Here is a 25,683-nt window from a genome sequence, read left to right on the forward strand (position 1 = left end):
GCTAGCTGAAGGCCGGTCCTGATTGTATCAGAACCGGCCTTCAGCCTTTTGTTTGACGCGTTTTCTTGACGCGAACCGGTGCCCACTTCTCTTGAAAACGCTATAGCCTTCGCAAAATGAACCGCCTGCTCCTACGCACCAAGGCGCGCCTGCGCGACGCCGCCAAGCCTGTGGCGGAATTAGCCGTCGGCGCGCTGACGATCGCGCTGTTGCGCACCACGCGCTATTTCGATCCGGACAAAACCGCGAATTTCTTCGGCCGCGTCACCCGCTTCATCGGACGCCGGCTGCGGGAGGACCGAATCGGTCGCGAAAATCTTAAGGCCTCCTTCCCTGAGAAATCGCCCGAAGAGATCGAAACCATTCTGGCCGGCGTGTGGGACAATCTGGGCCGCATCGGCGCCGAGTTCGCCCATCTCGATCACATCTGGGACTACGACGTCGAGCATCCGGACAAGCCGAGCCGCGTCGAGTTCGGCGCGCGGACCAAGCAGATTTTCGACCACCTGCGCGACGACGGCAAGCCGGCGATCATCTTCGCGAGCCATCTCGGCAATTGGGAGATCCCGGCGCTCGGCGCGGTCGCCCATGGGCTGGACTGCGCAATCCTGTTCCGCCGCCCCAACATCGAGTCCGCCGACCGCGCCATCGAGCGGATCCGCGCCGTCAAGATGGGCACGCTGGTGCCGGCCGGGCGCGAGGCGCCGCTCAAGCTCGCCGAGGCGCTGCAGCGAGGCCAGCACGTCGCGATGCTGGTCGATCAATACATGGGCAACGGCGTCGAGGTGACGTTCTTCGGCCGCAAGACCAAGGCCAACCCGACACTGGCGCGGCTGTTGCGGCAGGTCGATTGCCCCGTGCACGGCGTGCGCATCATCCGCCTGCCCAACCACCGCTTCCGCGCCGAACTGTCCGAAGAGGTCAAACCGGTGCGCGACGCCTCGGGCCAGATCGACATCCAGGGCACGATGCAGGCGGTGACCTCAGTGATCGAAGGCTGGGTACGGGAATATCCGGACCAGTGGCTGTGGCTGCACAGAAGATGGCGGTAGCGGCCATGTAGCCCGGGTGAAGCGAAGCGCAACCCGGGGACACTCTCGCAACCAGCTGAATCCCCGGATTGCGCTGCGCTTCACCCGCTACGGAAAGCTTATCCGCCGAAGAGCAGGCCGAGGCTCCACGCCTTCATCGCAACCGTCGATCCCAGGACGAAGATGATCTGCAGCAGCGTGCGCGTTGAAAAGAACGTGAGGATGGTGGTCATGTGATGCTCCCGAAAGGAGCTATAGGTTCTCCCTCACGTTCCGGCAACAGGAGTTTGATGGGCTATGCACTACAAGCAGCAGCGTCGTCATTCCGGGATGGTGCGTAAGCACCAGACCTCAGATGCGCAATTGCGCATCGGGGAATCTCGAGATTCCGGGTTCGATGCGTTGCATCGCCCCGGAATGACGCCAGGAATCACCTCCCCGTCTTCACCTTGGTCCACAGCCGGTTGATGATGCGCTGTGTCGCCGGGTCGCGGGCCTGGATGACGAACAGCTTTTTCTGCGTCGCCTCGTCCGGATAGATATTTTTGTCGTTGAGGATCTTTGGATCGACCAGCTTCTGGCTCGCCAGATTGCCGTTGGCATACGACAAAAAGTCCGAATTCTTCGCCGCGACGTCCGGGCGGTAGAGATAGTTGATCAGCTCGTAGGCCTCCGCGACATTCTTCGCATCCGCCGGGATCGCGAGATTGTCGAAGAACATCTGCGCGCCCTCTTTCGGAATCGTGTAACCGATCTCGATGCCGTTCCTGGCTTCCGCCGCGCGGCTGCGCGCCTGCATGATGTCGCCGGACCAGCCCACCACGAAGCAGATTTCGCCTGATGCCAGCGCGCCCAGATATTCCGAGGAATGAAACTTGCGGACGTTGGGCCGGATCTTGCTAACGAGCTCGGCGGCCTTCTCCAGATCGGCCTGCCTGGTCGAGTTCGGGTCGATCCCGAGATAGCCGAGCGCCGCGGGCAGAATGTCGTCAGCGGAGTCCAGCATGTGGATACCGCAGTCCTTGAACTTGGCGAGGTTCTCCGGCTTGAAGACGATGTCCCAGCTATCGATCCTGGCGTCCGGCCCGAGGATTTTCTGCATCGTCTTGACGTTGTAGCCGATGCCCGTGGTGCCCCACATGTAATTGGCGGCGTAATCGTTGCCGGGATCGTAGGTCGCGAGCTGGCTGGTCACGACAGGCCAGGCGTTGGCGAGGTTCGGCAGCCTGGACTTGTCGAGCTTGAGAAAAACCTTTGCCGTGATCTGGCGCTGCAGGAAATAGCCGGTGGGAACCACGACGTCGTAGCCCGACTTGCCCGCGAGTAGCCGCGTCTCCAGCGTCTCGTTGGCGTCGAACGTGTCGTAGACCACCTTGATGCCGGTCTCCTTGGTAAAGTCCTCCAGCACCCCAGGCGCCATATAGTTCGACCAGTTGTAGAAATTGACCGTGCGCTCCTGCGCCCAGGCGGGCGAGAGCGACAGCGCGACCGTCATCACGCCGATCAGGCGAAGCAAACTTCGGAGAAGGTCGCGCATCTGCTACCTCTTGCGACGGCCGTGCACCGCGTCCGACAGGCGCTCCAGCGCGGTATCCAGCGTTTCGTCCTTCTTGGAAAAACAGAACCGCACCACCGAGGTCACAGCGTCCTGCTCGTAGAACGCCGACACCGGGATCGCGGCGACTTTATAATCGCTCACGATGCGCTTGCAGAACTCGACGTCGGTTTCGTTGAGCCCAAGCGGCGACAGGTCGACGGTGAGAAAATACGTGCCTTGCGACTTCAGCACGGGAAAGCCGATGCTCTCCAATCCCTTCGTCAAACGGTCCCTGCTCCGCGCCAGTTCCTTGCGCATGTCGAAGAAATATTCATCTGGTTTGCCGAGGCCGTAGGCGACCGCCGCCTGGAGGTTCGGCGCTGTCGTGAAGGTCAGAAACTGGTGCACTTTTGCAGCCACCCGCAACAGTGGCGGCGCGGCGCAGACGAAGCCAACCTTCCATCCCGTCAGCGAAAAAATCTTGCCGGCGCTGCCGACCTTGATGGTGCGGTCGCGCATGCCCGGGATCGTGATCAGCGGGATATGCTCGCGGCCGTCGAAAACGACGTGTTCCCAAACCTCATCGCAAATCGCGATGGTGTCGAACTGCTGGCAGTACCGCGCCAGCAATTCGAGGTCCTCGCGGGGATAGACGACCGCAGCCGGATTGAGCGGGTTGTTGAACAGCACCGCCTTGGTCTTGGAATTGAAGACGCTGGCCAGCATCTCTTCCGTCAGCCGCCAGCCCGGCGGCTCGAGCCGCAACAGGCGCGGAATACCGCCGGCCTGGCGGATGATCGGCAAATAGCTGTCATAGACCGGCTGGAACACCACGACCTCGTCGCCGGGTTCGACGACGGCGAGGATGGAGGCCGTCAGCGCCTCGGTGCCGCCCGAGGTCACCATCACTTCCGTCATCGGATCGAGTGAGAGCTTGTGCCAGCGTCCGTAATGGGCCGTGATCGCCTGCCGCAGTTCGGGAATGCCCATCATCGACGGGTATTGGTTGTAGCCGTTCACCGTCGCGTCGGCTGCGGCGCGGCGGATATCCTCCGGCCCGGGATCGTCGGGAAAGCCCTGGCCGAGATTGATGGCGTTGTTGTCGCGGGCGGCCTGCGACATCGCCTCGAACACGGTGACCGGAAGGTCGGCAAAGACCTTGTTCATGGATGTCATGGTGGAGATCAGCCGCCGGTTCTGGTCGGCAAGCCTGCGGCCTTCCAGCCGATGATGCCACCGGCCAGATGCTTGTCATAGGGAAGGCCCGCCGCCTGGGCCGCCAGCGAGGCCGTCACCGAGCGCTTGCCCGAACGGCAGGCGAAAACCACCTGCTTTCCCTGCGGGTCCGGAATGGCCGCCGGATCGAAGGTCTGGAGAGGAACGACCACACCGTCCGGATAGGCTTCCACCGCGACCTCGTTGGGCTCGCGGACATCGACCAGAAGATAGCGCCCTTCCGCCATCCCCTTGGAAACCTCTTCCGGGGTCAAATCGTGCACCTGATGGTCCGCCACGCAATATCCTCCTGACAACCCGCCGCGAGGGCTCCGATCAGCCCCGTCGCGCGGGCGCCAAAGTCGCCCCTGGCGGGGCGAAAATCAAGCGCCGCGAACGGTTTAAACGGCCGCCAAAACCTCGCCGCCGCCAACGCACTTGTTCTCCTCCCGCCCCTGTTTCAGGTCAGAAGGTCTTTCGCGATGGGCCATGCCCCTTTGGGCGTTTGAGGACCGGCCGCCCGGTAGCCGCGGCGAAGGTAGAAGCCGCTGGCGTTTGTGCTTGCCTCGGCGCGCACCGAGGGGAACTCGCGGTCGCGTATCAGCCCTTCCAGCATATCGAGCAATCCGGCGCCTACACCCTGCCAGGCAAATTCGGCTGCCGCATACAAGCCCTCCAGCATGTCGCCGCTAATGGCCCCCCATCCGACGACGACGCCGTCCAGTTCGGCAACCCATACTTCCAGCTCACGCAGCTTTCGCTCCATCCCGGAGAGCGTGAGCTTCGACGCCCACGCGTGCGCTTCGGCGACCGGCATCATTGGAAGCGCGAGTTCAAGGATAGATCGCCGCCGCACGTCGTGCAGACGGCTCACGTCCTTGCGCATCGCGCGACGGTAAACGGTATCCATCGTCACCTGCCTCACGTCAAACGGACCTGCCGAGCCAATGTCCGCTATTGAGAGATGCGCACTATAACGGCCTAGGCCAATGTCTGAAGATGATCCAGATGCGACCTTCCAGCGAAGAGGAAATTGCCCGGTCAATGGGAAAGCGGGTGTAATCTTTGCTGCGGGTTATCAGTGACGGCGGCCCCGGCGGCTGTCACCATTGGGCCCAACGCAGAGGCCGGTTCGTTCGATTTACGGGAACCCTGGCCATTCGTTTAAACGGCCCCAAACTAGGGGCCGCCAACCCGAACGATACGGGTTTTCTTCCAGCAGTCGGGGGGCACCTTTCGGCTGGAAGCACTAGAATCAACCCTCAGCCATGCCGATTGTTCCTTGGCCTTCGCCAAGCAGTTATGGGTATGGAAATTAAGGATTAGTGGCGTCCTGCTCCCGCCACTTGTCAGTATTTCCCGCTAGATTGATTGCGCGCCGATGGAGCAGTCAAAGGGGGCATTCTAATGCGCGATGGCACAGAGGCTGAAGCCAAACTAACACTGGGCCAAGTCATCGGTCGGACTGCAAGTTCGTTCCCACACCAGCCTGCGATCGTCTCCGCCACGTTTGCGCCTCTGACGTACCGCGGTCTTCAGCGGCAGTTGGACGGCATCCGCCGACAGTTGCGTTTGGCTGGGTTCGACTGCAACGCCCGGATCGGGATACTCATGCCGAACGGCGCGGACGCGATTCTCACCATCGTTGCGGTAGCCTGCTGCAGCATCGCAGTTCCTCTTGATCCGCGGCTGTCCCAGGCGGAGATCGATCAGCGTCTCGACATGCTGCGCCTGAACGCTCTTCTCGTGCCGCAAGGCAGTGCCTCTGAAGCTCGCCAGGCCGCCGAGCGGAGAAGGCTCGCCATCATCGAAGCCGCTCCGGTCGGACACGGTCAGCTTGGACTCAATATCGCAGTGCAGATCTCCAACGCCCCTGCGATCGACGCTGAGCCTGATCAGGGCTCGCCCGCTTTCATCCTGCAGACGTCGGGCACGACCGCGCAGCCGAAGCTCATCCCGTTCAGTCATAGCAATATGCTGGCGGCGGCCGCACGGCTTCAGGCCTGGTTCGGCCTCACACACTGGGACCGTTGCCTGAGCGTTTCGTCCCCTTACTATTCCCATGGGCTCAAAGTAACGGTCTTCACACCGCTCCTGACGGGCGGCAGCATTGCCGTCCCGGCGAACTGTGCCGTCGTGGCGCTGGACGAGTGGCTCGATGTCCTGCGGCCGACTTGGTACTCGGCAGGTCCCACGCTCCACGCTGCCGTGCTGGACAAGGCAGAAAGCCTTGAGGATGCGCCGGCGGCGCACACTCTGCGGTTCGTCGTATCGGGTGGCGCGCCGCTGCTGAAAGAGGTGCAGGACGACCTGCAGCGCATTTTGGGCGTGCCGGTGCTGGAGCATTACGGCTCCAGCGAAGCCGCGCAGATCGCCGCCAACCTGCCGCCGCCCGGGCCGAACAGGCCTGGGACTTGCGGGCAACCGTGGCCTGATACCGTGGCCATCGTTGGTGAGGATGGACATCCCTTGCCAGCCGGCGAGCGCGGTGAGATCTGGGTACGTGGTCCCACCGTGACGTCTGGCTATCTCAGTGCGCCGGAACTCAATCAGGCTGCTTTCAGAGAGGGCTGGTTTCGCACGGGCGATATCGGCAGCCTCGATGGCGACGGCTTCCTGTCCCTGCACGGCCGCTTGAGCGAACTGATCAACCGCGGCGGTGAGAAGATCGCCCCCGCCGAGATCGAATCCGCACTACTGCGCCATCCGGCCGTAGCCGAAGCCGCTGCGTTCGCAATCCCCCATCCACGCCTCGGCGATGACGTCGCAGCCGCCGTCGTTACCCATCCTTACGCGCAGACGACACCCGCGGAGCTTCGCCAGTTCCTGCAACGCGAGTTGGCCTCGTTCAAGATTCCGCGGCACATTCTATTCCTCGACCAGCTGCCAAAGGGGGCGACGGGAAAGGTCCAACGGCGACGGCTGCGCGAGTCGCTCGACGAGCTGTTGGATCAGCAGCGGGCGATGCCGCTGCCTGTTGCGGACAAAGGGCCATTGGATCTGGAAGCTGAATTGCTGATCCTATGGCGTAGACTGCTCAAATCCGAGACCGTGACGGTCGATGATGATTTTTTTGCGCGCGGTGGTGATTCCCTTCTAGCGATGGAAATGCTCATCGAGGTCGAGCGGCTCGTCGGCCATCCCGTACCGGAAACGATCCTGTTCGGGGCAGAAACAATCCGGCAACTTGCTCCAAAAATCGCGATACAGACGGGCACGCCAGCGACGCCGTTCTTCCAGTTCAGTGCCCGTGGCCATCGGCGTCCGCTGTACTTTTTCAATGGAGACACCATCAGCGGCCATGAGAGTATGCGGCGAATGGTGGAGCTTTTCGGGCCCGATTACCCGATCATCTCCATCGATCCCCATGGTCTCCGTGGGGAGCCGGTTCCGCCGTCGATCGAGGCGATGGCCGCCGACCGCCTGCCGCATATTCTGGAGAGGCAGACCAGCGATCCTTTCCTCCTGGGCGGCAAATGCAACGGCGCCATGGTGGCGTTCGAAGCAGCCCGCCTGCTGATCGCAGCTGGCCACAAGGTTGATTTGGTTGCGATGGTCGATCCGCCGACAGTCGCTGCGCGTCCGGCGCCGCGGGCAATCATCGGTCTGATGAAGCCCATGGTTTCACCTTACTTTCTGCGCTGGATGTACGAGCATATGGCGCAGCTAGAGCGATACGCCAAGGCGTGGGGTCGCGAGCGGAATGCGATCGTCGAGGGCAAGTTTCTGCCCGCGTTGTGGGACGCTTACTCAATCGCAATGGCGCAATATCTTCCGGCACCGCTTGAGGTCCCCGTGACATTTTACGCGGCCGAACATGACGGCCGGGCATGGCTGCATCTCAGCTCTCAAGTCGAAGTGGTCCAGGTGCCTGGGGGGCATGGTGGCTGCCTAACTATTGGCGCCGAACTCCTGGTTGATCATCTGCGGCAAAGAATTGATGCTCTGGCTGATCGCGCGCCTCCGCCATTGAACCTCACACGTCGCGGACGCCAGGCTGGATTGGCATCTGACGACAATCAGGACGCTCGTGCGTCGTGGGTCGATACACTCAATCCACGAGATGACGGTGATTTGAAAGTCCAGTGCACGAACCGACCTGATGCCGCGGTGAGCCGCAACACAGCGGAGAAGGTCTCGGCTCTGGCGATCAAGGGGCTTGGAGTGCGGTAAGGCCGCCTCAATTGATGGCCTTTTTCATTTCGCGGGCCGGAGAGAAGCGGCCCCAGCAGCGGGGGGCTGGGGGCTGAGCTGAGGCCGCCATTCCAACCGCTAGCAACGCGGAAACAAGCGGCCAACGGTCAGTTAAATTATCGCAACCCGGTTGGTCGTTCCGAACTAGTTTGGAGTACCTCCGTTGGCGGCCTCTTTCATATCAGACTAAGCCGTGCCATGTGCCCATTGGCACCTCTGGCAACAAAACGCCGATAAGAACTCGTGCAGACCATGTCTGCTCCGCAAGCATTTCAGACGTCAACGTGTTCCGCTATCGCTTCAGCAAAAATCCGAAGACCGGATCCGTCATGGCGACGATAGCTGACGTGCGGCAAAGTCGATAGGCCCGCTCGGATGTCTCGCACCACAGGTGAGGCAGTTCCAGGCCGGCGGCGGCCAAGGAAAATCCGGCAAGGTGACGCTGGACCCGCTGTGCGGGACACTGCCGAACTATGGGCGGATCGCTTCGGGAGCGATTGTGCCGCCGATCTGATATCCTGCACCGCGAGGGCTGGTCCATACTCTCACTCAGATACGCGTCAGCGCATATTGATGTGTTTGCATGCGCAGCAACTGAACCAAACGATTACTGTTCGTTTCGCGGGAGCGATCATGAATAAGTATCTTCTGGTGACGATTCTTGTGGTTCTCACCGGTACGGCGGCGGCTGCGCAGGCTCCAGACGCGCTCATCGCCCGCGCGAAATCTTTCGAACTCGATACGCCCTATGTGCCACCGCCAGGCGACCCCTTGACGCATCATGCCGCCGGATTTGCGAAGGTCATGTGCTCAGCAGTATTCATGACCGGCCTTGCGCCCGATTTCGCGGCCGAAAATGTCGGGTTTTTCACGGCACCCTACCGACAGCGCGCGAAGCTCGGCAAGCCGGTCATCGATCGCGCCAACAAGGCGGTCCACGTCACGCTGCCTAACGGCGTGACCCGCACGGCCAAATATCTCGGGAGCCAAGGTTGCGTCACGTTCCCGATCGGCGAGAGCGCCATGAATTTCAAGCCGGTCGCCGTCAAGAGCCGATTGCCCGATCCCGCGACCCAACTGTGGCCCATGGGCGACATGCTGCCGCAGGAGCCGTTGCCGACAGAGATCGACACCGGGAAACTCAAAGCTGCCGTGAACGCCGCGTTCCAGCCGGCCGAAGCAATGACTGCGGCGTTCGTCGTGACGTGGAAAGGCCGCCTCATCGCCGAGCGCTACGCGGAAGGTGTTACGGCGCAGACGCCGCTCGAAAGCTGGTCCATGGGCAAGAGCATTACCGCAGCGCTCATTGGCATTCTGGTCAAGGACGGCGTCTATGATTTGAACCAGCCGGCACCGATCCCTGAATGGCAAACGCCCGGCGACCCGCGCGCCAAAATACGCATTGCGGATCTCCTTCACATGTCGAGCGGGCTTCGGATCAGGGCGCCCCAAGACCCGGATTATGACCCAACGGGGCCTTACCCGGATCACATCTATCTTTATACCGGCGGCATCAATTCCTTTCACTACGCGGCGACACGGCCATTGCAATGGCCTCCCAACATGGTCGGGCGCTATCGCAACACCGATCCGGTCCTGATCAACTATCTGATCCGGCTCGGTGTCGAAAAAAGCGGTGACGAATATCTCTCATTTCCTCAGCGGGCGCTGTTCGACAAGCTCGGCATCCGTACCATCGTGATGGAAACCGATCCGTTCGGAAATTTTCTGGGGCAAGGTTATGAGGTGGGCTCCGGGCGCGATTGGGCGCGGCTTGGCAATCTCTTTCTTCAGGGCGGCGTTTGGAACGGTGAGCGCATTCTCCCGGAGGGCTACACCACATTCGTCAGCACGCTTGCGCCCGCCTGGGCCGCGGACAATCGGCCGATCTATGGAGCTTTTTTCTGGCTCAACGGCGACGGGCAATATCCAGTCCCGCGCGATGCCTATTACATGGCGGGCGCTGGCTGGCAGACCACTCTGATCATTCCCTCGCACGATCTCGTCGTCGTGCGTCTCGGACACTATCGGGGCGAATCCTACGCCGCTTCAGGCTTCAGCAAGGCGCTCGGGCTGTTGATCGAGGCGGTGCCAAAAGCACAAAAAGCCCGGGCCCCGCGAATTTGACAACAGAGGGCACAACGGCCCGAGCGAGGAAAGTAAAAATAAGAATCGTGTCAACGAGGCTATCGATCCCCCTGTTGAGAAATGAAACATGCCGACCAGTCCGCGTTCGATGGAATAGGAGACATCGACAAGATGGACAGGGGTTTCGCCTCTTGTGAAGGTTTTCGGATGCCGGCCCCATGATGGTGGCGCGGCGAACACGGGGGGCCGACGTCCGCAAACCTCCAAGGGACCAAACCGCTCGCGCGGTAGGGCACTACCGCGCGAGCGGTTTAGTCCATTGACCCAGAACGGACATAGGCCGGCCGAAATCCCGCAGTGCGGCAGCTCCCATGCTGCTCATTCCCGTTTCATATTGGCCGCCAAAATCACCCTGCTCCACTTCTTGACCTCGTCGGCGATCAGTTTGGCGAAGTCGGCGGGCGACCCGCCAAGAGCCGTGCCGCCCAGATTGGCAAGCTTCGCTTGGAGTTTCGGATCGGCGATGCTTACGTTGACTTCCTTGTTCAGCTTTTCGATGACTTCTTCCGGTGTGCGCCTTGGACCGCCGATGCCGAACCATGCACTTACCTCGTAACCGGGCAAGGTTTCGCCCAGAGCTGGAACGTCCGCCAATATTGGCGAGCGCGCCATCGTTGTTACCGCCAAGGCGCGGAAATTGCCGGCCCTGACATATTCGATCGATGAGAGTAGCGGGCCAAAGTAGACATGCGCTTCGCCGGTGAGAAGGGCAGGAAATACCTGCGCGCCCCGGTAAGGCACGTGAAAGAGATCGACGCCGGTCATCGTTTTGAACATTTCGCCGGCCAAATGGGTCGTAGATCCGATCCCGGCTGACGCCATATTGACCTTGCCGGGATTGGCTTTCGCGTAGGCGATGAACTCCGCGACTGTCTTGGCGGGAACCGATGGGTGTACCTCCATGACCAAGGGCACACGAACGATACCTGCGATCGGCGCGATATCGCGGATGAAGTCGAAGCCAAGGTTGAACATGGTCGCATTTATCGCATTTGGCGTGGTAACCAACAGCAGCGTGTAGCCGTCCGGGGATGCCCGCACGACTGCCTCAGTGGCGATGTTGCCGGTAGCGCCACTGCGATTCTCGATAACAAATGACTGTCCAAGTCGCTCCGACAGCGATTGACCGATCAATCGCGCGACGATGTCAGGCGCTCCGCCCGCGCCAAAGCCTTCGAGCAGGTGCACCGGTCGCGTCGGGTAGCTCTGCGCGCTGGCGAATCGAGATAATGCCGGAAGCGTGGCAGCGGCCGCTGCCAGATGCAGGAATTGACGGCGCGGAAGCTTCATTGCGGCCTCCCCAAACTGCTGGCATGCGAAATCCCTGCGGAGCCGCACGGGAGGCCGCACACGCAGACGTCGGATTAATTTCGATGCACGCCTGCCGACGGCACGAGCGCTGCGGCTAAGAAAAAGGGACTTCGGCACGTCCCGCTTGGCAGCTCATGATCAGGCTACATCAGTTGCACGACCGGCGGAAGGCATGAATTGATGTAGTCTATCACGTCGCCGCGCGTGGGACGTACCAGCGGCGCTATTGGCTTGTGTGATACCTGGTTGAGAAAGCAGCCGATTACCGCATGCTGTGGCTGGGCTATGCGGTTTTGGCTTCCGCGTACCGCCGCAAACTGGTAAGATTCAGATCGAACCTGCTCTCTGGGAAGTCGACGAAGCCGATCACGCCACTTTACGTGCAGTGATGTGTAATGGTTCCGAAAACCCAATACGCAAAGAGCGGTGATGTTCGCATCGCCTATCAGGTCGTCGGCGAAGGGCCCTTCGACCTCGTGTTCGTTCCTGGTTTCATTTCAACCTCGATGTCGCTTGGGAGGAGCCCTATCGTGCGCGGGTTTGGACACGCTTGGCGGCCTTCGCCCGCCTGATCATGTTTGACAAGCGCGGCACCGGGCTTTCCGACAGAACGGTTGGTGCGCCAACCTTGGAAGAGCGCATGGAACAGCGAAATCGATGTTCGTCCAATCCTTCCAACGATACGGGTGCCGACGTTCATTATTCATCGACAAGGGGACGTTCGCGTCAACGTTGAAACCGGGCGGTTCATGGCCCGGCAAATCCCAAACGCGAAATATCTCGAACTGCCCGGCAATGATCACCTGTTGTGGACCGGCGAAACAGAACGGGTATTGGATGAGGTTGAAGAGTTCCTGACAGGCTCGCGGTCCGCAATCGAATCTGATCGCGTGCTCGCCACCGTTCTGTTCACTGACATTGTGAACTCAACCAAGCGTGTCGAGACGATCGGGGATCGTGCATGGCACGATGTGCTTGATCGGCACAACGCGCTCGTGCGGCGGGAGATTTCGCGACATAGAGGGCATGAGGTGAGAACAATGGGAGACGGTTTCCTGGCAACCTTTGACGGGCCGGCTCGGTCAATCCGGTGCGCTCTGGCGATCAATGAAGGCGTTGAAGCTCTTGGGCTGCAGGTAAGGGCCGGCGAGGTCGAAATGACCGATGATGATCTGAGCGGCATCGCGGTCCACATTGCGTCGCGTGTCGCGACGATGGCAAAGCCCGGGCAGGTTCTGGTGTCGAATACAGTCCATGATCTTGTCGCAGGATCGAACATCAGGTTTCATGACGAAGGTAGTCATTCCCTGAAGGGCCTCACAGAGAGCGTCAGATTGTTCGCGGCCGAACGTTAGCGGCGCAAAGCCGGATGTTCTGCGAACGAGTTTATCAACTGATTTGGAAAAAGCCTTCCAACCTGCTCTGTCCGATCAGCCGGCTGGCGCACAAGCGATCCGCATTGTCATTAAGCTTGTCCGTCCAATTGATTGCTCATTTTGCGACGGCCCCAGGCAGAAAGACGTTGTCGTTCCGTCTCGACATCAAGTGACCGTGAGACGTGAGGCAGTTCACATTTGAATATCGCGAGTTGATTTAAGGCCGTCGCTAGCCCCGTTTCGGGAGACGAGCGATGCCATTATTCAATAGCCAAATCCATTGGCAGGGAATGGGCACCACGGTGGCGGTCGGGCTTCTCACCTTGCTCGTACTTGGGTTCGCCGTTGTTAGTTACGTGGAATGGTCATCGAACGCTGCCGTGACCGAATTTATAAGCGCGGCCGAGGCATCGGCATCTGATCCGAACCAGTCCAACGAGTCTCCAGCTTCGATTCAGTCCCTCAAGGGCCGAACGGGCTGCCCCCAGGGTAAGAGACCGCTACCAACTGAACTTATGCCCTTGCCGTAATTTGCACTTCCAGACCCAATTCGGTCTCGTGCGCGGGTTTCAGAATTTGGGACAGCTTCGTTGTCCGTGTGGGATTCGCGCAATCCATACTTCTCGCTTTGCTGTTGAACCTTCGCGAAGTTCCCGTGACCCAACACTAAGGGGCGTTTGGACCAGAGTAGGAGGTCCGCATGACGAGGCATCGAACGATTACCGGGTTCGTGGCTGTCGCTCTGCTCGCTGTTGCCGCAACCGCCGCCAACATGAGGTCGCACTCGACTTCGACAGACGGCATTGTCGTCTCCACCGGCACGACTACGATTGACGCGAACCAGTTCCCGCCTGCGAGTTTTGACGAGCGCTGGTCCGCGATGTCAGATTCGAAAACGGACACGCCTGAGCGCTAGGCCCGACCTTCGCTCCGCCGCAATCGGTTACCTGGCGAAAATTGTAATGGACCCTTGGTGGTTGGGTGACGCTTTTGCGGACCAAGCGTGGGTGCAACTGCGCGCACGACAAGAAAATTACGGAGGTACATTCACACCACATTGGCAAAATCCAACTTTTCGAAGGAGGCAACGATGAACGTGCTGAAAGTTGCAATCGTCGGCCTGGTCCTCATTTCAGCCGATACACCGGTCCGCGCGGACGTCATCGGCGAATGGAACAACACCGCCATGGACGTGATGAAGGCGGTCAACGTCGCCGGTAATCCGTGGACGCGCAGCATGGCTCTGGTGAACGTGTCCATGTCCGACGCGGTCAATTCGGTGCAGAACCGATATTCCCGTTACATACCGGAGCTTCCAGCTAACCCAAACGCCTCAGCCGAGGCCGCGGCAGCGGCGGCTGCCCGCGAAATTCTCATGCGCCAGTATCCCGGTCAGAAGGAGCGGATTGATGCAGCCTTCGCGGAGACGATGAAAACCATTCCGGACAACCCCGCACGGGCTGCAGGTATTGATTTAGGCAAAAGCGTTGCGGACGCCGTTTTTACGGAACGGCAGAGCGATGCGACAAACATGCCCGACACATACCGCCCGCTCACCACGCCCGGCGTATGGGTCCCGACCACGCCGCCGCTGTTCCCTCAATATGCGACGGCCAAGCCGTGGGGTCTGGACAGCGCCAGTCAGGTCCGCCCGGCTCCGCCCCCGGCCCTCAACAGCGCGCTTTACGCGCGCGATTACAACGAAACCAGGGAAATGGGCGGGATGAAAAGCACCAAGCGGACCGACGCGCAGTCCGACGCCGTGCGCTTCTGGACGCAGGCCAACCTTGGGCCGGCATGGTTCCAGGCCGCCAGGCAGGCTTCCGCGCGTCACAACCTCCCTGTCGCAGACAGCGCGCGCGTATTCGCGCTGATGTCCATGGCTCTCGCCAATTGCTTCATTGTCGATTGGGACGCCAAATTCCAATACAATTTCTGGCGACCGATCACCGCGATCCGCAACGGCGACCAGGACGGCAACGATGCGACTGAACGCGTCGCAGGCTGGCAGCCTCTGAACGCCACGCCGATGCATCCGGAATACCCGTCGCAGGCGGGGATCAACGCGGGTGCGGCGCAAGGCGTTCTGGAAGCTGTTTTCGGCAACGGGGCGGAACAGTTCGTCGCGACCGATACTTCCGACGCGCGCCTTTCACGCAAATTTACCAGCTTTGCGCAGATGACCCAGGAGCACAAAGAGGTGCGCATCTGGGGCGGCATTCATTTCCGCAATTCGCTGGAGGTCGGAGACGCGATGGGTCACAAGGTCGCCGACCATCTCGTTGCAAAGTACATGAAGCCGGCGCCGTAGGCCCATGTTCGGCGCTATCGCAAGGCGCTTGGTGACCGGCGGCGCGCTGCTGCTTGCCACCTTCCTTGCCGCAGACGCCGCTGACATCGACGACGACCTGCCCGACCTTACTGACAAGATCGCGCAGATGGCTTCCGAGGTCGCATTCGAGTTGCAGCAAATCTGTCCGCCTGCTTCGCCCTCGGACCAGGCAGCCTTCGACCGATGCCGGCGCAGCCTGTTCGGCGACTCCGCGCTGCGGCGCAGCCTCGCGCCGAGGCTGCTGTGGGGTCGCCGGAACCAGGATGCCGCGGCAGCGCTCAGTGACACCAACCTCACGCAGTTTGCGCCCGATGTGATTACCGGTCTTTACCTCCCGCTGTTCATGTACAGCGGCGAGTACAGCACCGAGTATTTCGAGCGCGAGCGATTGTACCTGATCCGTCTGCGGGCAGGATTTCGCAACCTGTTGCCGCCCGGGCAGTTTCCGTATCCGTTCTGGCACGAAGAGGCGAAGTGGGGTGCTTATCAGGCTGCGAATGCGGTTCTGTTCTGGGTCAATCCAAAAACCGCGAAGGTCGTCATCGGGCAATTCACCGAACGGGGCAGCGGCAACCCTGTTGTCTCCACGCAGCCCATCTCGCACAAATTCAACGGCAAATGGATGTGGATGGACAAGGAGGGACGCATCCAGCCGCGCGTGACGCTCTTTGACGGCTTGTTCCGGCAGGACAATCCCTATCTGCCAAAGCTCGACTCCACCTACAGGACGCTGGCGCTGCGGATGCGCGACGCGCAATGCGATAACTGTCACATGCCGAACAACCCCATGCCGATGCGCCGGCTGGTGCTGATGCACACACCGGCCCACGCGGCAGGCGAGATCAGCCGGCTAATGACGGCGGTGCGTGAGGACAGGATGCCGCTCGACGATACCGGCGCCGAACAGCCGCTCGAGGCCGCGCTCAAACGTGCGCTGCTCGAAAGCGGCGGAGCATTCGAAGAGTTGGTGAAGGCTGCAAAAGATTGGGAAGCGGCACACCGGGATTGAATGGCACTCGATTGATCCGGTCGCCGAACGCCGCCTGCCCCGAATATTATTGTCGCGAGACACGCAATAATCGCACGACGCCTTGATTTCTGCACTTTTCGAGCAAACAAATTGCAAACATGTAACTCTTTGGAGGACACGCGATGATGGGGCGTGGGCTCGCGTTGTTACTGGTGGGGCTGCTCGGCGGCTGCATGCAAGCGACGCTTGCGCCGTCGTCGAACGCCAGTTTGACCCCAAGGGACCGGCAGTTGCTAGCCCACGCGCCTTATGCGCGGGCGAGCATTCCGGAGACGTATCGCCGGCATATTGTCGACTACACGCGCAAAGAGCAGCCGGGCACGATCCTGGTCGATACCAACGCCAAGTATCTGTACTACGTCCTGCCTGGAGGCAAGGCGATCCGCTACGGCGTGACGGTGGGAGAGGAAGCGCTGGCCTGGTCCGGCGTCGCTACGGTTGGGCGCATGGCGGAATGGCCGGACTGGATCCCGACGGCAGAGATCCAGGCTCGGCTCGGCCCCTACCCGAAGCGCGTTGCCGGAGGTCCGGCCAATCCGCTGGGCGCGCGGGCAATCTATCTTTACGAGGGCAACAAGGACACCCTGTACCGCATCCACGGCACCAACCAGCCGGAATATATCGGTCAGGCCATCTCGTCCGGCTGCATCCGCCTGACCAACGAAGACATCATCGATCTCGTGGACCGGGTGAAGCTGGGCGCGATCGTCGTCGTCCTCCCGCCGGGCAGAAGTGCCTAAGGGCGAGTGCCCATAAATGTTGGGATTGGGAGACTAAATGTCAGCTGGAAAACAGCCGAAAGACCCTCGACGAGGGCCAGATCGAGGCGTTGCTCGCCTATTTGGCTACGACGTGTTGCCCACCCGCACGCGGAGACACCAGTCCGGTAAGTTCGCGATGGGTTGGTAACTCCAGATCTTGAAACAAGGGGCCCGATAAGCTTAGGTCTCCAGCAGCTTCGGATGCTGGCTAGCGTTGATCACGCCGGCCGCACATCCTTCCGCTTTGAACCTACTTAAACTCTAAAAGCCGACGAGCAGTCCACTCAACATCGGCCGCAAAATCCGCTCTGTTAGGCTGACTTTGTGCCAGAGATTGTCGGGTCCTCAACGCGGACTCTAACGACTTACGCGCTTCCGCCTTTCGATCCAAACGCTCCAGCGATGAAGCAATTTTCGTATAAGACTCCGCGAGATCGCTCTGGAAGGCGAGGTTCGCCGGGTCAATCGCACATAACTCTAGTCTAATTCCCACGGCCTTCTCTTCGGCAAGAAGAGCATCTGAGTAATTTCCTTCGTCCCAATGCAAGTCGTTCAGGCGAGACCACGAGATTGCGAGATCAGATTTGGATTGAGTATTGCCGGAATCCCTTTCAACGAGAGCCTTTCTAATTTCAAGCCCAAGTGAAAGAGCTGAGCGCGCTTCGTCAAACTTCCTCAGAAAGCGATTTGTTATACCAACGTTGGTGTAGGCTGTAGCCACCTGCTGCTTTGCCAAGGCGCTTCTTTTGTCGACATCATTCCATCTTTTTGTGATTTCAAGACCGGCATTAGCGGCCGCCAACGCATCCGAGAAGCGGTTCAAATCAACGTTTACGCGGTAGAGTTCACTGTAGTAGGTGCCCACGGCATTGAGCCAATTAACGTCCTTCTCGTCTTTGCGCTGCTCAGCAGTGGCTTGCCTTGCGATCAGCAACTCCAGCGCTTCCTGTGGTCTTCCCTGGCTTCTGTACTTTATTGCAAGCAGTTGTCGGGAAAAGAACGCCTGATAAGCATACAGATTATTGGTGGGTGAAATAATGACCAGCTCGTCGGCAAGCTTTACCATTTCCTCGGCTGCAGAAGTCGATCTCGCTTGGTCGCCGAGCGCTTCTCCAATTATGCCGATCAGACCCAGATTAATAGCTTGTGCCGCCTTAACGTATGTATTCGTGGGATCTGATCGAATGAGCTCGGCACACAGAGTGTGCGCCTCTTCAAAGGTAAGAAGGGCTGCGCTCATATGGCCGAGATAGAACTGCGCAGTTCCAAATTGCGCGAGCGCGACCGAAAGGATTCCTTTTTCAGCAGAGTCCTGCGGGTCCAATAACGCGATTTTCTTTCTAGCTCTGACAACTTCTGCGAAAGAACTCTCTGCCTTTTGTAAATTCCCCGTAGCCGAAGCGATATTGCCAATCAAGCTAGTATTGTACGCAAGACGCCCCAATTTCGAAACGTCTGTAGGATCTAGGTCCGATAGCTTTTGGCGGATTTCCCGCGCGAGAGTGTAGAGATCGACGGCTTCCGCAGTATTACCCTGGCGCTCCAGGCTATATCCCACATTCTGCTGGCTCTGCGCGAAACTCTCCATCCAGTTTACATTGGCTGGATCAACTGCGTTCAATGAGGAGTTGATGGAGAGCGCTTCTTTATAAAGCGAATGTGCTTCCTTGAATTCGTTGGAATTTAGATTCAGATCTCCGCGATCATTCAAGGCCGAGGCCAAATTTTCCTTATAGGGATTATGGCTGGGGTATAGTTGAAGCAGCTTTCTATCGATCGCGATGCGCTCGTCTAGCGCCGCCTTCGCCTCCACCTGGTTGCCCTGGACCGCCAGTAGATCAGCTAATCGCTTGAGCGAGGCACCGAGGCCGGATTGCCATTGGGGATTGCGTGGTTCGCTTGCAACCAACTGCTTGAAAATTTGCTGGGCCTCTAAGAACTCTTTCTTGGCATCTTCATGTTTGTTTTGCTGCTTGAGCAAACTGCCGATCTGCATGCGAGCCCATGCAATGTCATTCCCCATCTGAGACGAGTTGTCTTTCCTCGCCGAGAAGTAAGCTAGCTTATCTAAGGCCAGCTTCGCTTGCAGCAACGCTTTTGCAGTGTTTCCCGTATCTCTGTTGCCGTTCGATAGCGCTTGGTAAAGCTGAGCCTCACGCCGTGCAAGTTCAGGAGAATTTACACCTTGTTGTGTGAGCCGACCTAACAGTCTTTCGACCTCTTGCAGGAGGTCTGACAAAACGGGAGCAGGAACACCGAATCTATTCTTGAAACTGACCGTCTTCGATGTAATCGAGCCCGCGGTTTCCAACGCCCAATCCAAACGCTGCTCTGCTTCAATTGCGCGCGTGTGCGCGATCCAAGCAGCTAGCCCGGCCACAATGGCCAGTATTCCCATTGCGCCCGCGGTAATGCCCAGGCCGATGAGCCTTGTACGTGCAGCTCGTGCCGCCCGCCTTCTGATTTCATCGAGACCAACTCCCAGCAGACCTGCAATAACTTTAAGCTTGGCAACTTCCCGGCCGTCAGCAATCTCGCGGGCATCCGCGGCGACAGGCTCTACCGGTATCTCCGAGACTTGCCCGTCGGAAAGGACTTCGAATTTCAACGCGGGAGGAAAACACTCCAACTCAGGGTGATTTGGTTCACCGTCAATAATGATGGGAATGATACGAGACGAGCGTCCTAGTATCTTGAAGAGACGAATTTCCTCATTTACGTGCAAACTTGCCGCGGAACGGGGAGAACAAATGACGATGAGAAACTCTGAAGAATCGAGCGCAAGAGTGGTAGCCTCCTTTAACGAATGCCCGCTTGCGAAGTCATCCCGATCGTTAAAAATCGGACGTAAATTTTGCGGTATTTTGCCGGTCGCGGTTTCTCTCCCGACAAGATCACGATCCACACGATACTTTTCCAGCTCACGATGCAGCCACTTTGCCCAGCCCGTATCCTTATGACTATACGAGATAAAGGCACGATACCTTCTCTTGGTATTTTGCGTTCGAAGCTCGTCGGTGCCGAGATAGTTGCTGTCGACCACGAGGCGCGGCATCGCACAATCCCTCCAGTGCCGAGCACATTATAGCCGAAAACAATCGGGCGACACTCATGTCCGCTCAGGATCAACCAGCGAAAAATTCGGGATAACCAGCGCACTTCCGCTTTACCTCAGCGGACTCATGCACCGCCGAAAAACTTGCACGTAAAGGATACGCTTCTGCGTTAGCCCGATCGGCGGCACAGATTCGAGGCCGGGACCGCAAAGTTGTCATGCACCCGAACCCGGTGCCGGCGCCGGACTCAGCGGGGCGCCTCCGACCGAAACAGGGCCGACAGGTTTAGGCCGTGGGGAGACTGTTTTTCGCGACGTGCGGACGACCCGAGCGCGAGGTTTTGAATGCGAGATGCTGGAAGTCGTCAACGGCGTCACAGCACTCTGCAGAGCGTCCGTCTGCGCCGCTAGCGAGGAGAGTTGGCGGGATATTCTTTTCAAGTCCCCCTGTTGAGCTGCAGAGGCCTGCGTGAGCGACACCAGCACCGCTGCGTTTTGCTGCTGCGACAACTGAATATCGTTCAGTGCCGCGCGGACGACGGGATCTGGTAACGGGGCCAAAGCCGTCTCATGTGCAGGTGCGGCGAAGCGATTGAAATTTGGCAAGGAGAAGCCATCGAAATCTGGCAGAGAGATATTTGGCAGAGAGAAGCGATCGAAATTCGGCAAAGAGAAGTCATTGAAATTCGGCAACGAGGAGGGATTGAAACTCGGCAAAGAATTGGCGGTGGCCGCACCGATGATGGCCAAGGCGGATAAAGACACCAGTATCGCCGGCACCCGGCCCGAAGCGCCCTGCCGTGCCGTCGCAGGCTGATTGTCTTGTTGCGTTTCCTTATCCGGTGTTTCGGCCACCTGCGTTCCCTACGTCCCAGACCCGTCGCAAGATTTCCCTCGCATAGCCATCGCGTGGACGATGCAGCGACGGCTCGCGTGCGATTGCCCACCAAATTCAGCGCGTAAATCATGCGCTTATATGGTTAATAGTCGGTTATTCGCAGCCGTCTCGCGCGTGAGTCGATCTGCCGTCGGTTGCCGACTGTTCTGCTTCTGATGCTTGAGGGCGGTCACCACGGACCTCGTTTTCACCATCCGCCTGAAGCGCGGGCTGGAACGCTCTCGTCTCGTTCCAGCGGCAGGGTAAACTGAAAGACCGCGCCCCGAGGTTCATTCGCGCTCGCCCACATCCGTCCCCCGTGAGCCTCGACCATCGACCGGCAGATCGCGAGGCCCATGCCCATGCCCGTGGGCTTCGTCGTGTAAAAGGCAGTGAAAACGCGCTCCACATCCGCCGGGTCCAGGCCTGGGCCGGAATCGCAAACCGTGACGAGCACGCCGCCGGCGGCCTCCCTCTCGGTGGTGATCCGTAGCTCGCGCGTCCCCTTATCGATGCCGCCCATGGCTTCAATGGCATTGAGGATCAGGTTCAGGATCACCTGCTGCAGTTGAGTGCGATCGCCATCCACCTTGGGCAATCCCGGCGCGAGCCCGGTCTGCAGCAAGATGCCGTGATTGAGCACTTCGCTTCGGGTCAGCGCGACCATTTCGAGGATGGCTTCGTTGAGATCGAACCGATCCTTCCGCGACGGCACCTTGTTGATGAGGGCCCTGATACCGCCGATGACGTTGCCGGCGCGCTTGCCGTCCTCAGCGATACGGGCAAGGGAGTCGCGAACCTCGCCGAGATCGGGCGGTTGGGCGCGCAGCCAGCGCAGGGCGGCCTGAGCGTTGGTAACCGTCGCGGCGATCGGCTGGTTGACCTCATGGGCGATCGAGGCCGCCAGCTGTCCCATCGTGGTGACGCGATTGACGTGCGCGAGTTCCGCCTGCATGGCGCGCAAGGCTTCCTCGGCCCGCCGGCGTTCGGTGATGTGCCGCCCGACGCCGCGATAGCCGATGAAGCGTCCCCTTCCGTCAAACACCGGCAGCCCCGAGACGGAGACGTAACGCTTGCTGCCGTCGGGAGCGAGCCGTGCGAGCTCAAAATCACGGAACGGCAGGTGGGCATCGAGCGTCTCCCGGTGCTTGCGCCAGGCCTCTTCATCAGGCTCCAGGTAAGGCACTTCCCATCGTGTCTTCCCGATCTCGGAGCCCAACCCCGGCGCGTCGGCAAGGCTTTCCGCAAACTCCTGGTGAATGAAGCGATGCTGCGCATCGGTCTCCCAGTACACGTCGAAGGAAAAATGCACGAGGGTGCGAAAGCGCTCCTCGCTCTGCCGCAGCGCCTCTTCCGCCCGCTTGCGCTCGGTCAGATCGAGCACAAAGCCAACACCTTGATGTTGGCTTTGTTCGAACATTGCCCCGCCCATCAGCACGGGCACGCGGCTGCCGTCTTTCCGGAAGTACTCTTTCTCGAATGGCTGGACGGTCCCCTTCCGCTTCAGCTCGTCCACGGTGCGTGCGTCGCGGTCGCGCCATTCCGCCGGCGTCAGGTCCGTCCGGTTCACCCGCCCCGAGGCAAGATCCGCCCGGTCGTAACCCAACATATGGAGAAACGCATCGTTGGCCTCAAATATGCGACCCTCGAGATCCCAGATGATGATCCCGACGATGTCGGAGTCGACCAGGCGCCGGATCTTCTTGTCGCGCGCCAGGAGATCGCCGTGGAGCGCGATGTTCTCTGCGATCGCCTTACGCCGCCTTTTCGCTTCGAGCCGTGCGAGCGCCAGCGCCACCCCGGCCAGGACTGCGACAATGACGATAGCGGCCGCGATCAGCCAGGCCTTGCGTCGTTCGAGCGCCTCGGCGCGCCTCTCCTGGTCCACGTGCAGGAAGCGCTCGTGGTCCACCATCTGGTCGATCTGCGACCTTATCTCGTCCAGGCTGCGGATCATCGCCAGCGCGGCCGGCCCGGAGTAGGTGCGGACCGTTTTGACGATTTCATCGATCTCGCGCAGCTTCGCCGCAACGGTCAGCGCCAGATGTTCGGCACGATGGCTCTGCAATGGATCACCCGCGACCAGAGCCTGGAGCGCCTGCGCGTCCCGCCGTACGCTTTCATCGGAGACGCCGTAGGCCTTGAGGTATTGCGGATCGAGAGTCAGCAGATAGCCGCGCCTTTGGGCCTCCACGTCGGCGATGACCGCTTTCAGCCGATCCAGCGTCTCGAGCACCTGGCGGTTGCGCTCCTGCGCAAGATTTGCCGCATGTCGCTCCTGCAAGTATCGGAGGCCGAGAAATCCGGTCGCAACAACCACAGTTAGAAGAACCGCGACCACCAGCGCCAGCGGACGAGCAAACCACCGAAAGGACTGCCTCTGAGGGACTGACATTGGCGTTAAGTCTTCGATGCTCGCGTGAGCGGCTGATTTCTAATGCCGACGCAGAGTATTGCCAGTATTATAATGTAAATGCAGCCAAGGTCGCACGGGTAAGACGGGAACCGGCAGCCTCAACGCGCAGATTACACCGGCCCGTTACGCCCCTCGCAAGGGGCCAGAACGTCACGGTTAGGGCCCGCCCACGTGAAGGCGGCTTCCCCGGGAGGAGCACATGGCTCCAAGTCGAAAGTTGCGTGGAAAGTTGCCGAGCGGTTCCGCGTCGGCCAGCCGGCGCAGCTTCGTCAAGGGATTGGGCGCGGCGGGCGTAACGTTGCCGGCCCTTGCCATGTTGCCGCGGTGGGGTTTCGCACAGGATGCCGCCGCGACCTATGCCAATGCCGCGATAGGTTGGAAACAATTTGCGGGGCAGACGATCGCGCTCGCCGGCGCGATCCATCCCTGGTCGAACGCGATTACTCCACTCTTGCCCGATTTCACCGAGCTCACCGGTATTAGCGTCGTTCCCGACTTCCGGCTGGAGACGACGTACCTGGGCGCGCTGCCGATCCAGCTCAACCGTGGCAGCAGCACCCCCGACGTCTTCATGTGGACGACCTATGGCCAGGGCATCTCGGCAGGATGGCTCGAGCCGCTGAACGCCTATTATGCCGACAAGTCGCTGACCGATCTCGGCTGGTATGACGAGGGCGACCTTCTCAAGACAGCCCGGGCCTTTCCGTTGTGGCGGGACGGCGAACGCTACGCCATGCCGATCACTTCGGAGGCGGTGACCCTGTTCATCAACGGCGATGCGCTGGCAGCCAAGAACCTGCCGGTTCCGCAGACTTTCGAACAGCTGCTTGTTACCGCGAACGCGCTCAAGACCGATGAGATGTCCGGGATAGCCATGCGGGCTCAAGCCAGCGGCAATTCATCGGTGGCGGCCATGAGCTTCGTCTTCTCCTATGGCGGGGCCATGGTCAGCGACAACAAGGCTGTTTTCGCAAGCCCCGAAGCAATCGCGGCCATCGAGATGTTTGGAAAGTTGCTCAGTCAAGCCGGGCCTGGCGGTGTGAGCGGCTACGAATGGTACCACGTGCTGGACGACTTCCTTCAGCGCAGGACGGCGATGGCGATCGACAGCAGCAATTTCGCCACCGACATCTCCAATCCGGCAAGAAGCCACGTTGCCGGGAAGGCCGTGTTTGCCGCCTTTCCGCATGCCACCGGTCGCACGTCCGTGCCCTTCATGTCGCATTGGCAGGCCTGCATCAATTCCAGGTCACGAAACAAGCGGGCTGCGTTCCTGTTTCTGCTGTGGGCGACAAGCAAGCCGACCTCGATGCGGACCGCTGCGGCGGGGCTGGCGACGACACGGGTGTCGGCCTGGTCGAGCGAGGACTTCAAGAAGGCGTTCGGCGCACAAGCCGCGGAGGCGGCGCTGACCAACTTGCAGAATGCCGATGTCGACCGCGCCAAGGCGATCCTTTTCCATCCGCAATCGAGACCGATCATGGACGCATTCATGATCGGCGTGAATGAAGTGGTCACCGGAGCGAATCCAGCGAAGATTGCGATGACCAACGCCGCCGCGAAGGCCAATGCGGCGATCCGCGGATAGCAGAGCCGTTCCCGCCCCGCGCGAATGGCGGCTGCCACGGCGTCTGCTAGGGCGACCTTCGCATCGACCAGAGGATGGCGTTGGTGAGGATTCGCTGGTAGCGGGCGTCCTGCCAAACTGACGGCTCGTGGCCTAGCGCCGTATAGAATACGCGTCCCTCGCCGTAGTATCGCGTCCATGCGAGAGGCCAACCATAGAATCGTCGATGCACGCCGGTCTTGCCAAGGTCCACCGAGCCTGGGTCGAGGCGCAGCAGCACGCGTGATCCACGATGGTCGAAGTCGCTGATCTGGTAGATCTCGTCCTCGATTTGCAACGAATTGCCGAGAAAAGCCATCAGGGGATCGCCGGGATCAACCACCTCGATTGTCACGGCCTGATGCCAGGGATGACCATTGAAGTAGCCGCCGACCAGATCGAGATAGTCCGGCCAGGTGTAGAATGTGTCGGTCGCCGAATGAACACCGAGGAACCCGCGGCCCGAGCGCACAAAATTGAGAAGCGCTACCTTTTGCGCGCCGCTCATCGGAAGCTCTCCTGACGTGTAGAACATCACCGCGGCGTAGCGCGCGAGGTTTTCGGTGGAAAATTCAGATGTATCTTCCGTTGCAGTAACTTCAAAAACACCCGAATTGCTTCCAAGCCGGGTCAGGATTGCCTTGGAAAGCGGTATGACATCATGCCGGTAGCCGGCCGAGTATGTGAAATAGAGAATGCGCGCAGGCGCGCGCTCCGCACGCGCGCCGAGTGGCCGGATTGCCGCCGCGCCGCCGAGCAGCGCGATGAACTCACGTCGCCTCACGATCCCTCCC

The 25,683-nt window shown here is 60.0% G+C and carries 18 protein-coding genes; 9 read left to right on the plus strand and 9 right to left on the minus strand.

Going from position 1 to position 25,683, the window contains the following annotated elements; genetic code table 11:
• The first annotated feature begins 116 nt into the window (after positions 1-116).
• Entirely contained in the window at positions 117-1,052 is a 936-nt protein-coding gene (locus C7G61_RS08745) for a lipid A biosynthesis lauroyl acyltransferase (RefSeq protein ID WP_108513699.1), read from the plus strand.
• Between the two features lie 409 nt (positions 1,053-1,461).
• Here C7G61_RS08745 and C7G61_RS08750 read toward each other — a convergent pair whose 3' ends face one another.
• The 4 genes from C7G61_RS08750 to C7G61_RS08765 form a co-directional block, all read right to left on the minus strand.
• A complete protein-coding gene (locus C7G61_RS08750; protein ID WP_244608243.1) occupies positions 1,462-2,526 on the minus strand; it encodes a polyamine ABC transporter substrate-binding protein in 1,065 nt (354 codons plus the stop codon).
• Between the two features lie 45 nt (positions 2,527-2,571).
• Positions 2,572-3,744, minus strand: coding sequence for an aminotransferase (locus C7G61_RS08755; protein WP_190241734.1), 1,173 nt, complete (start codon positions 3,742-3,744; stop codon positions 2,572-2,574).
• 8 nt (positions 3,745-3,752) lie between these two features.
• On the minus strand, positions 3,753-4,031 hold the full coding sequence (locus C7G61_RS08760) for a rhodanese-like domain-containing protein (protein ID WP_244608244.1): 279 nt from the start codon (positions 4,029-4,031) through the stop codon (positions 3,753-3,755).
• A gap of 212 nt (positions 4,032-4,243) precedes the next feature.
• Positions 4,244-4,693, minus strand: a complete 450-nt coding sequence (locus C7G61_RS08765) for a GNAT family N-acetyltransferase (RefSeq protein ID WP_108513703.1) — start codon at positions 4,691-4,693, stop codon at positions 4,244-4,246.
• A 497-nt stretch (positions 4,694-5,190) separates the two neighbouring features.
• Between C7G61_RS08765 and C7G61_RS08770 the strand changes: the two genes are divergently transcribed.
• Positions 5,191-7,956 carry an AMP-binding protein gene (locus tag C7G61_RS08770; protein WP_108513704.1) on the plus strand — a complete coding sequence of 922 codons (2,766 nt, stop codon included), beginning with the start codon at positions 5,191-5,193 and terminating at the stop codon, positions 7,954-7,956.
• Positions 7,957-8,610: 654 nt separating this feature from the next.
• Entirely contained in the window at positions 8,611-10,104 is a 1,494-nt protein-coding gene (locus C7G61_RS08775) for a serine hydrolase domain-containing protein (protein WP_108513705.1), read from the plus strand.
• Positions 10,105-10,443: 339 nt separating this feature from the next.
• Here the strand turns inward: C7G61_RS08775 and C7G61_RS08780 are convergent, their stop codons facing one another.
• Positions 10,444-11,415, minus strand: coding sequence for a Bug family tripartite tricarboxylate transporter substrate binding protein (locus C7G61_RS08780; RefSeq protein ID WP_108513706.1), 972 nt, complete (start codon positions 11,413-11,415; stop codon positions 10,444-10,446).
• A 638-nt stretch (positions 11,416-12,053) separates the two neighbouring features.
• Here C7G61_RS08780 and C7G61_RS08785 point away from each other — a divergent pair.
• From C7G61_RS08785 to C7G61_RS08810, 5 genes are all read left to right on the plus strand, one after another.
• On the plus strand, positions 12,054-12,791 hold the full coding sequence (locus C7G61_RS08785) for an adenylate/guanylate cyclase domain-containing protein (protein ID WP_244608245.1): 738 nt from the start codon (positions 12,054-12,056) through the stop codon (positions 12,789-12,791).
• 721 nt (positions 12,792-13,512) lie between these two features.
• The gene (locus C7G61_RS08795) at positions 13,513-13,728 is read left to right on the plus strand and encodes a hypothetical protein (protein WP_108513708.1); all 216 of its coding nucleotides are present in this window, start codon (positions 13,513-13,515) and stop codon (positions 13,726-13,728) included.
• A 174-nt stretch (positions 13,729-13,902) separates the two neighbouring features.
• Positions 13,903-15,123 (plus strand): vanadium-dependent haloperoxidase, encoded by a 1,221-nt coding sequence (locus tag C7G61_RS08800; RefSeq protein ID WP_145963580.1) that lies wholly within the window; start codon positions 13,903-13,905, stop codon positions 15,121-15,123.
• Positions 15,124-15,154: 31 nt separating this feature from the next.
• Positions 15,155-16,153, plus strand: coding sequence for a hypothetical protein (locus C7G61_RS08805; protein WP_145963581.1), 999 nt, complete (start codon positions 15,155-15,157; stop codon positions 16,151-16,153).
• Between the two features lie 143 nt (positions 16,154-16,296).
• Entirely contained in the window at positions 16,297-16,914 is a 618-nt protein-coding gene (locus tag C7G61_RS08810; protein ID WP_108513711.1) for a L,D-transpeptidase, read from the plus strand.
• A 271-nt stretch (positions 16,915-17,185) separates the two neighbouring features.
• On the opposite strand, the gene C7G61_RS08815 is transcribed toward C7G61_RS08810, so the two are convergent.
• The 3 genes from C7G61_RS08815 to C7G61_RS08825 form a co-directional block, all read right to left on the minus strand.
• Positions 17,186-19,990, minus strand: coding sequence for a TIR domain-containing protein (locus C7G61_RS08815; protein WP_108513712.1), 2,805 nt, complete (start codon positions 19,988-19,990; stop codon positions 17,186-17,188).
• Positions 19,991-20,206: 216 nt separating this feature from the next.
• Positions 20,207-20,845, minus strand: a complete 639-nt coding sequence (locus C7G61_RS45650) for a hypothetical protein (RefSeq protein ID WP_145963582.1) — start codon at positions 20,843-20,845, stop codon at positions 20,207-20,209.
• 230 nt (positions 20,846-21,075) lie between these two features.
• Positions 21,076-23,262: a PAS domain S-box protein gene (locus tag C7G61_RS08825; RefSeq protein ID WP_108513714.1), complete on the minus strand. Its 2,187-nt coding sequence runs from the start codon at positions 23,260-23,262 to the stop codon at positions 21,076-21,078.
• A 220-nt stretch (positions 23,263-23,482) separates the two neighbouring features.
• Here C7G61_RS08825 and C7G61_RS08830 point away from each other — a divergent pair, with 220 nt between their 5' ends.
• Positions 23,483-24,871: an ABC transporter substrate-binding protein gene (locus C7G61_RS08830; RefSeq protein WP_108513715.1), complete on the plus strand. Its 1,389-nt coding sequence runs from the start codon at positions 23,483-23,485 to the stop codon at positions 24,869-24,871.
• 46 nt (positions 24,872-24,917) lie between these two features.
• Here C7G61_RS08830 and C7G61_RS08835 read toward each other — a convergent pair whose 3' ends face one another.
• Positions 24,918-25,673: a ThuA domain-containing protein gene (locus C7G61_RS08835; protein ID WP_108513716.1), complete on the minus strand. Its 756-nt coding sequence runs from the start codon at positions 25,671-25,673 to the stop codon at positions 24,918-24,920.
• Positions 25,674-25,683 lie beyond the last annotated feature (10 nt).

It is taken from the genome of Bradyrhizobium algeriense (genome assembly GCF_003062295.1).
GTDB classification, from domain to species: domain Bacteria; phylum Pseudomonadota; class Alphaproteobacteria; order Rhizobiales; family Xanthobacteraceae; genus Bradyrhizobium; species Bradyrhizobium algeriense.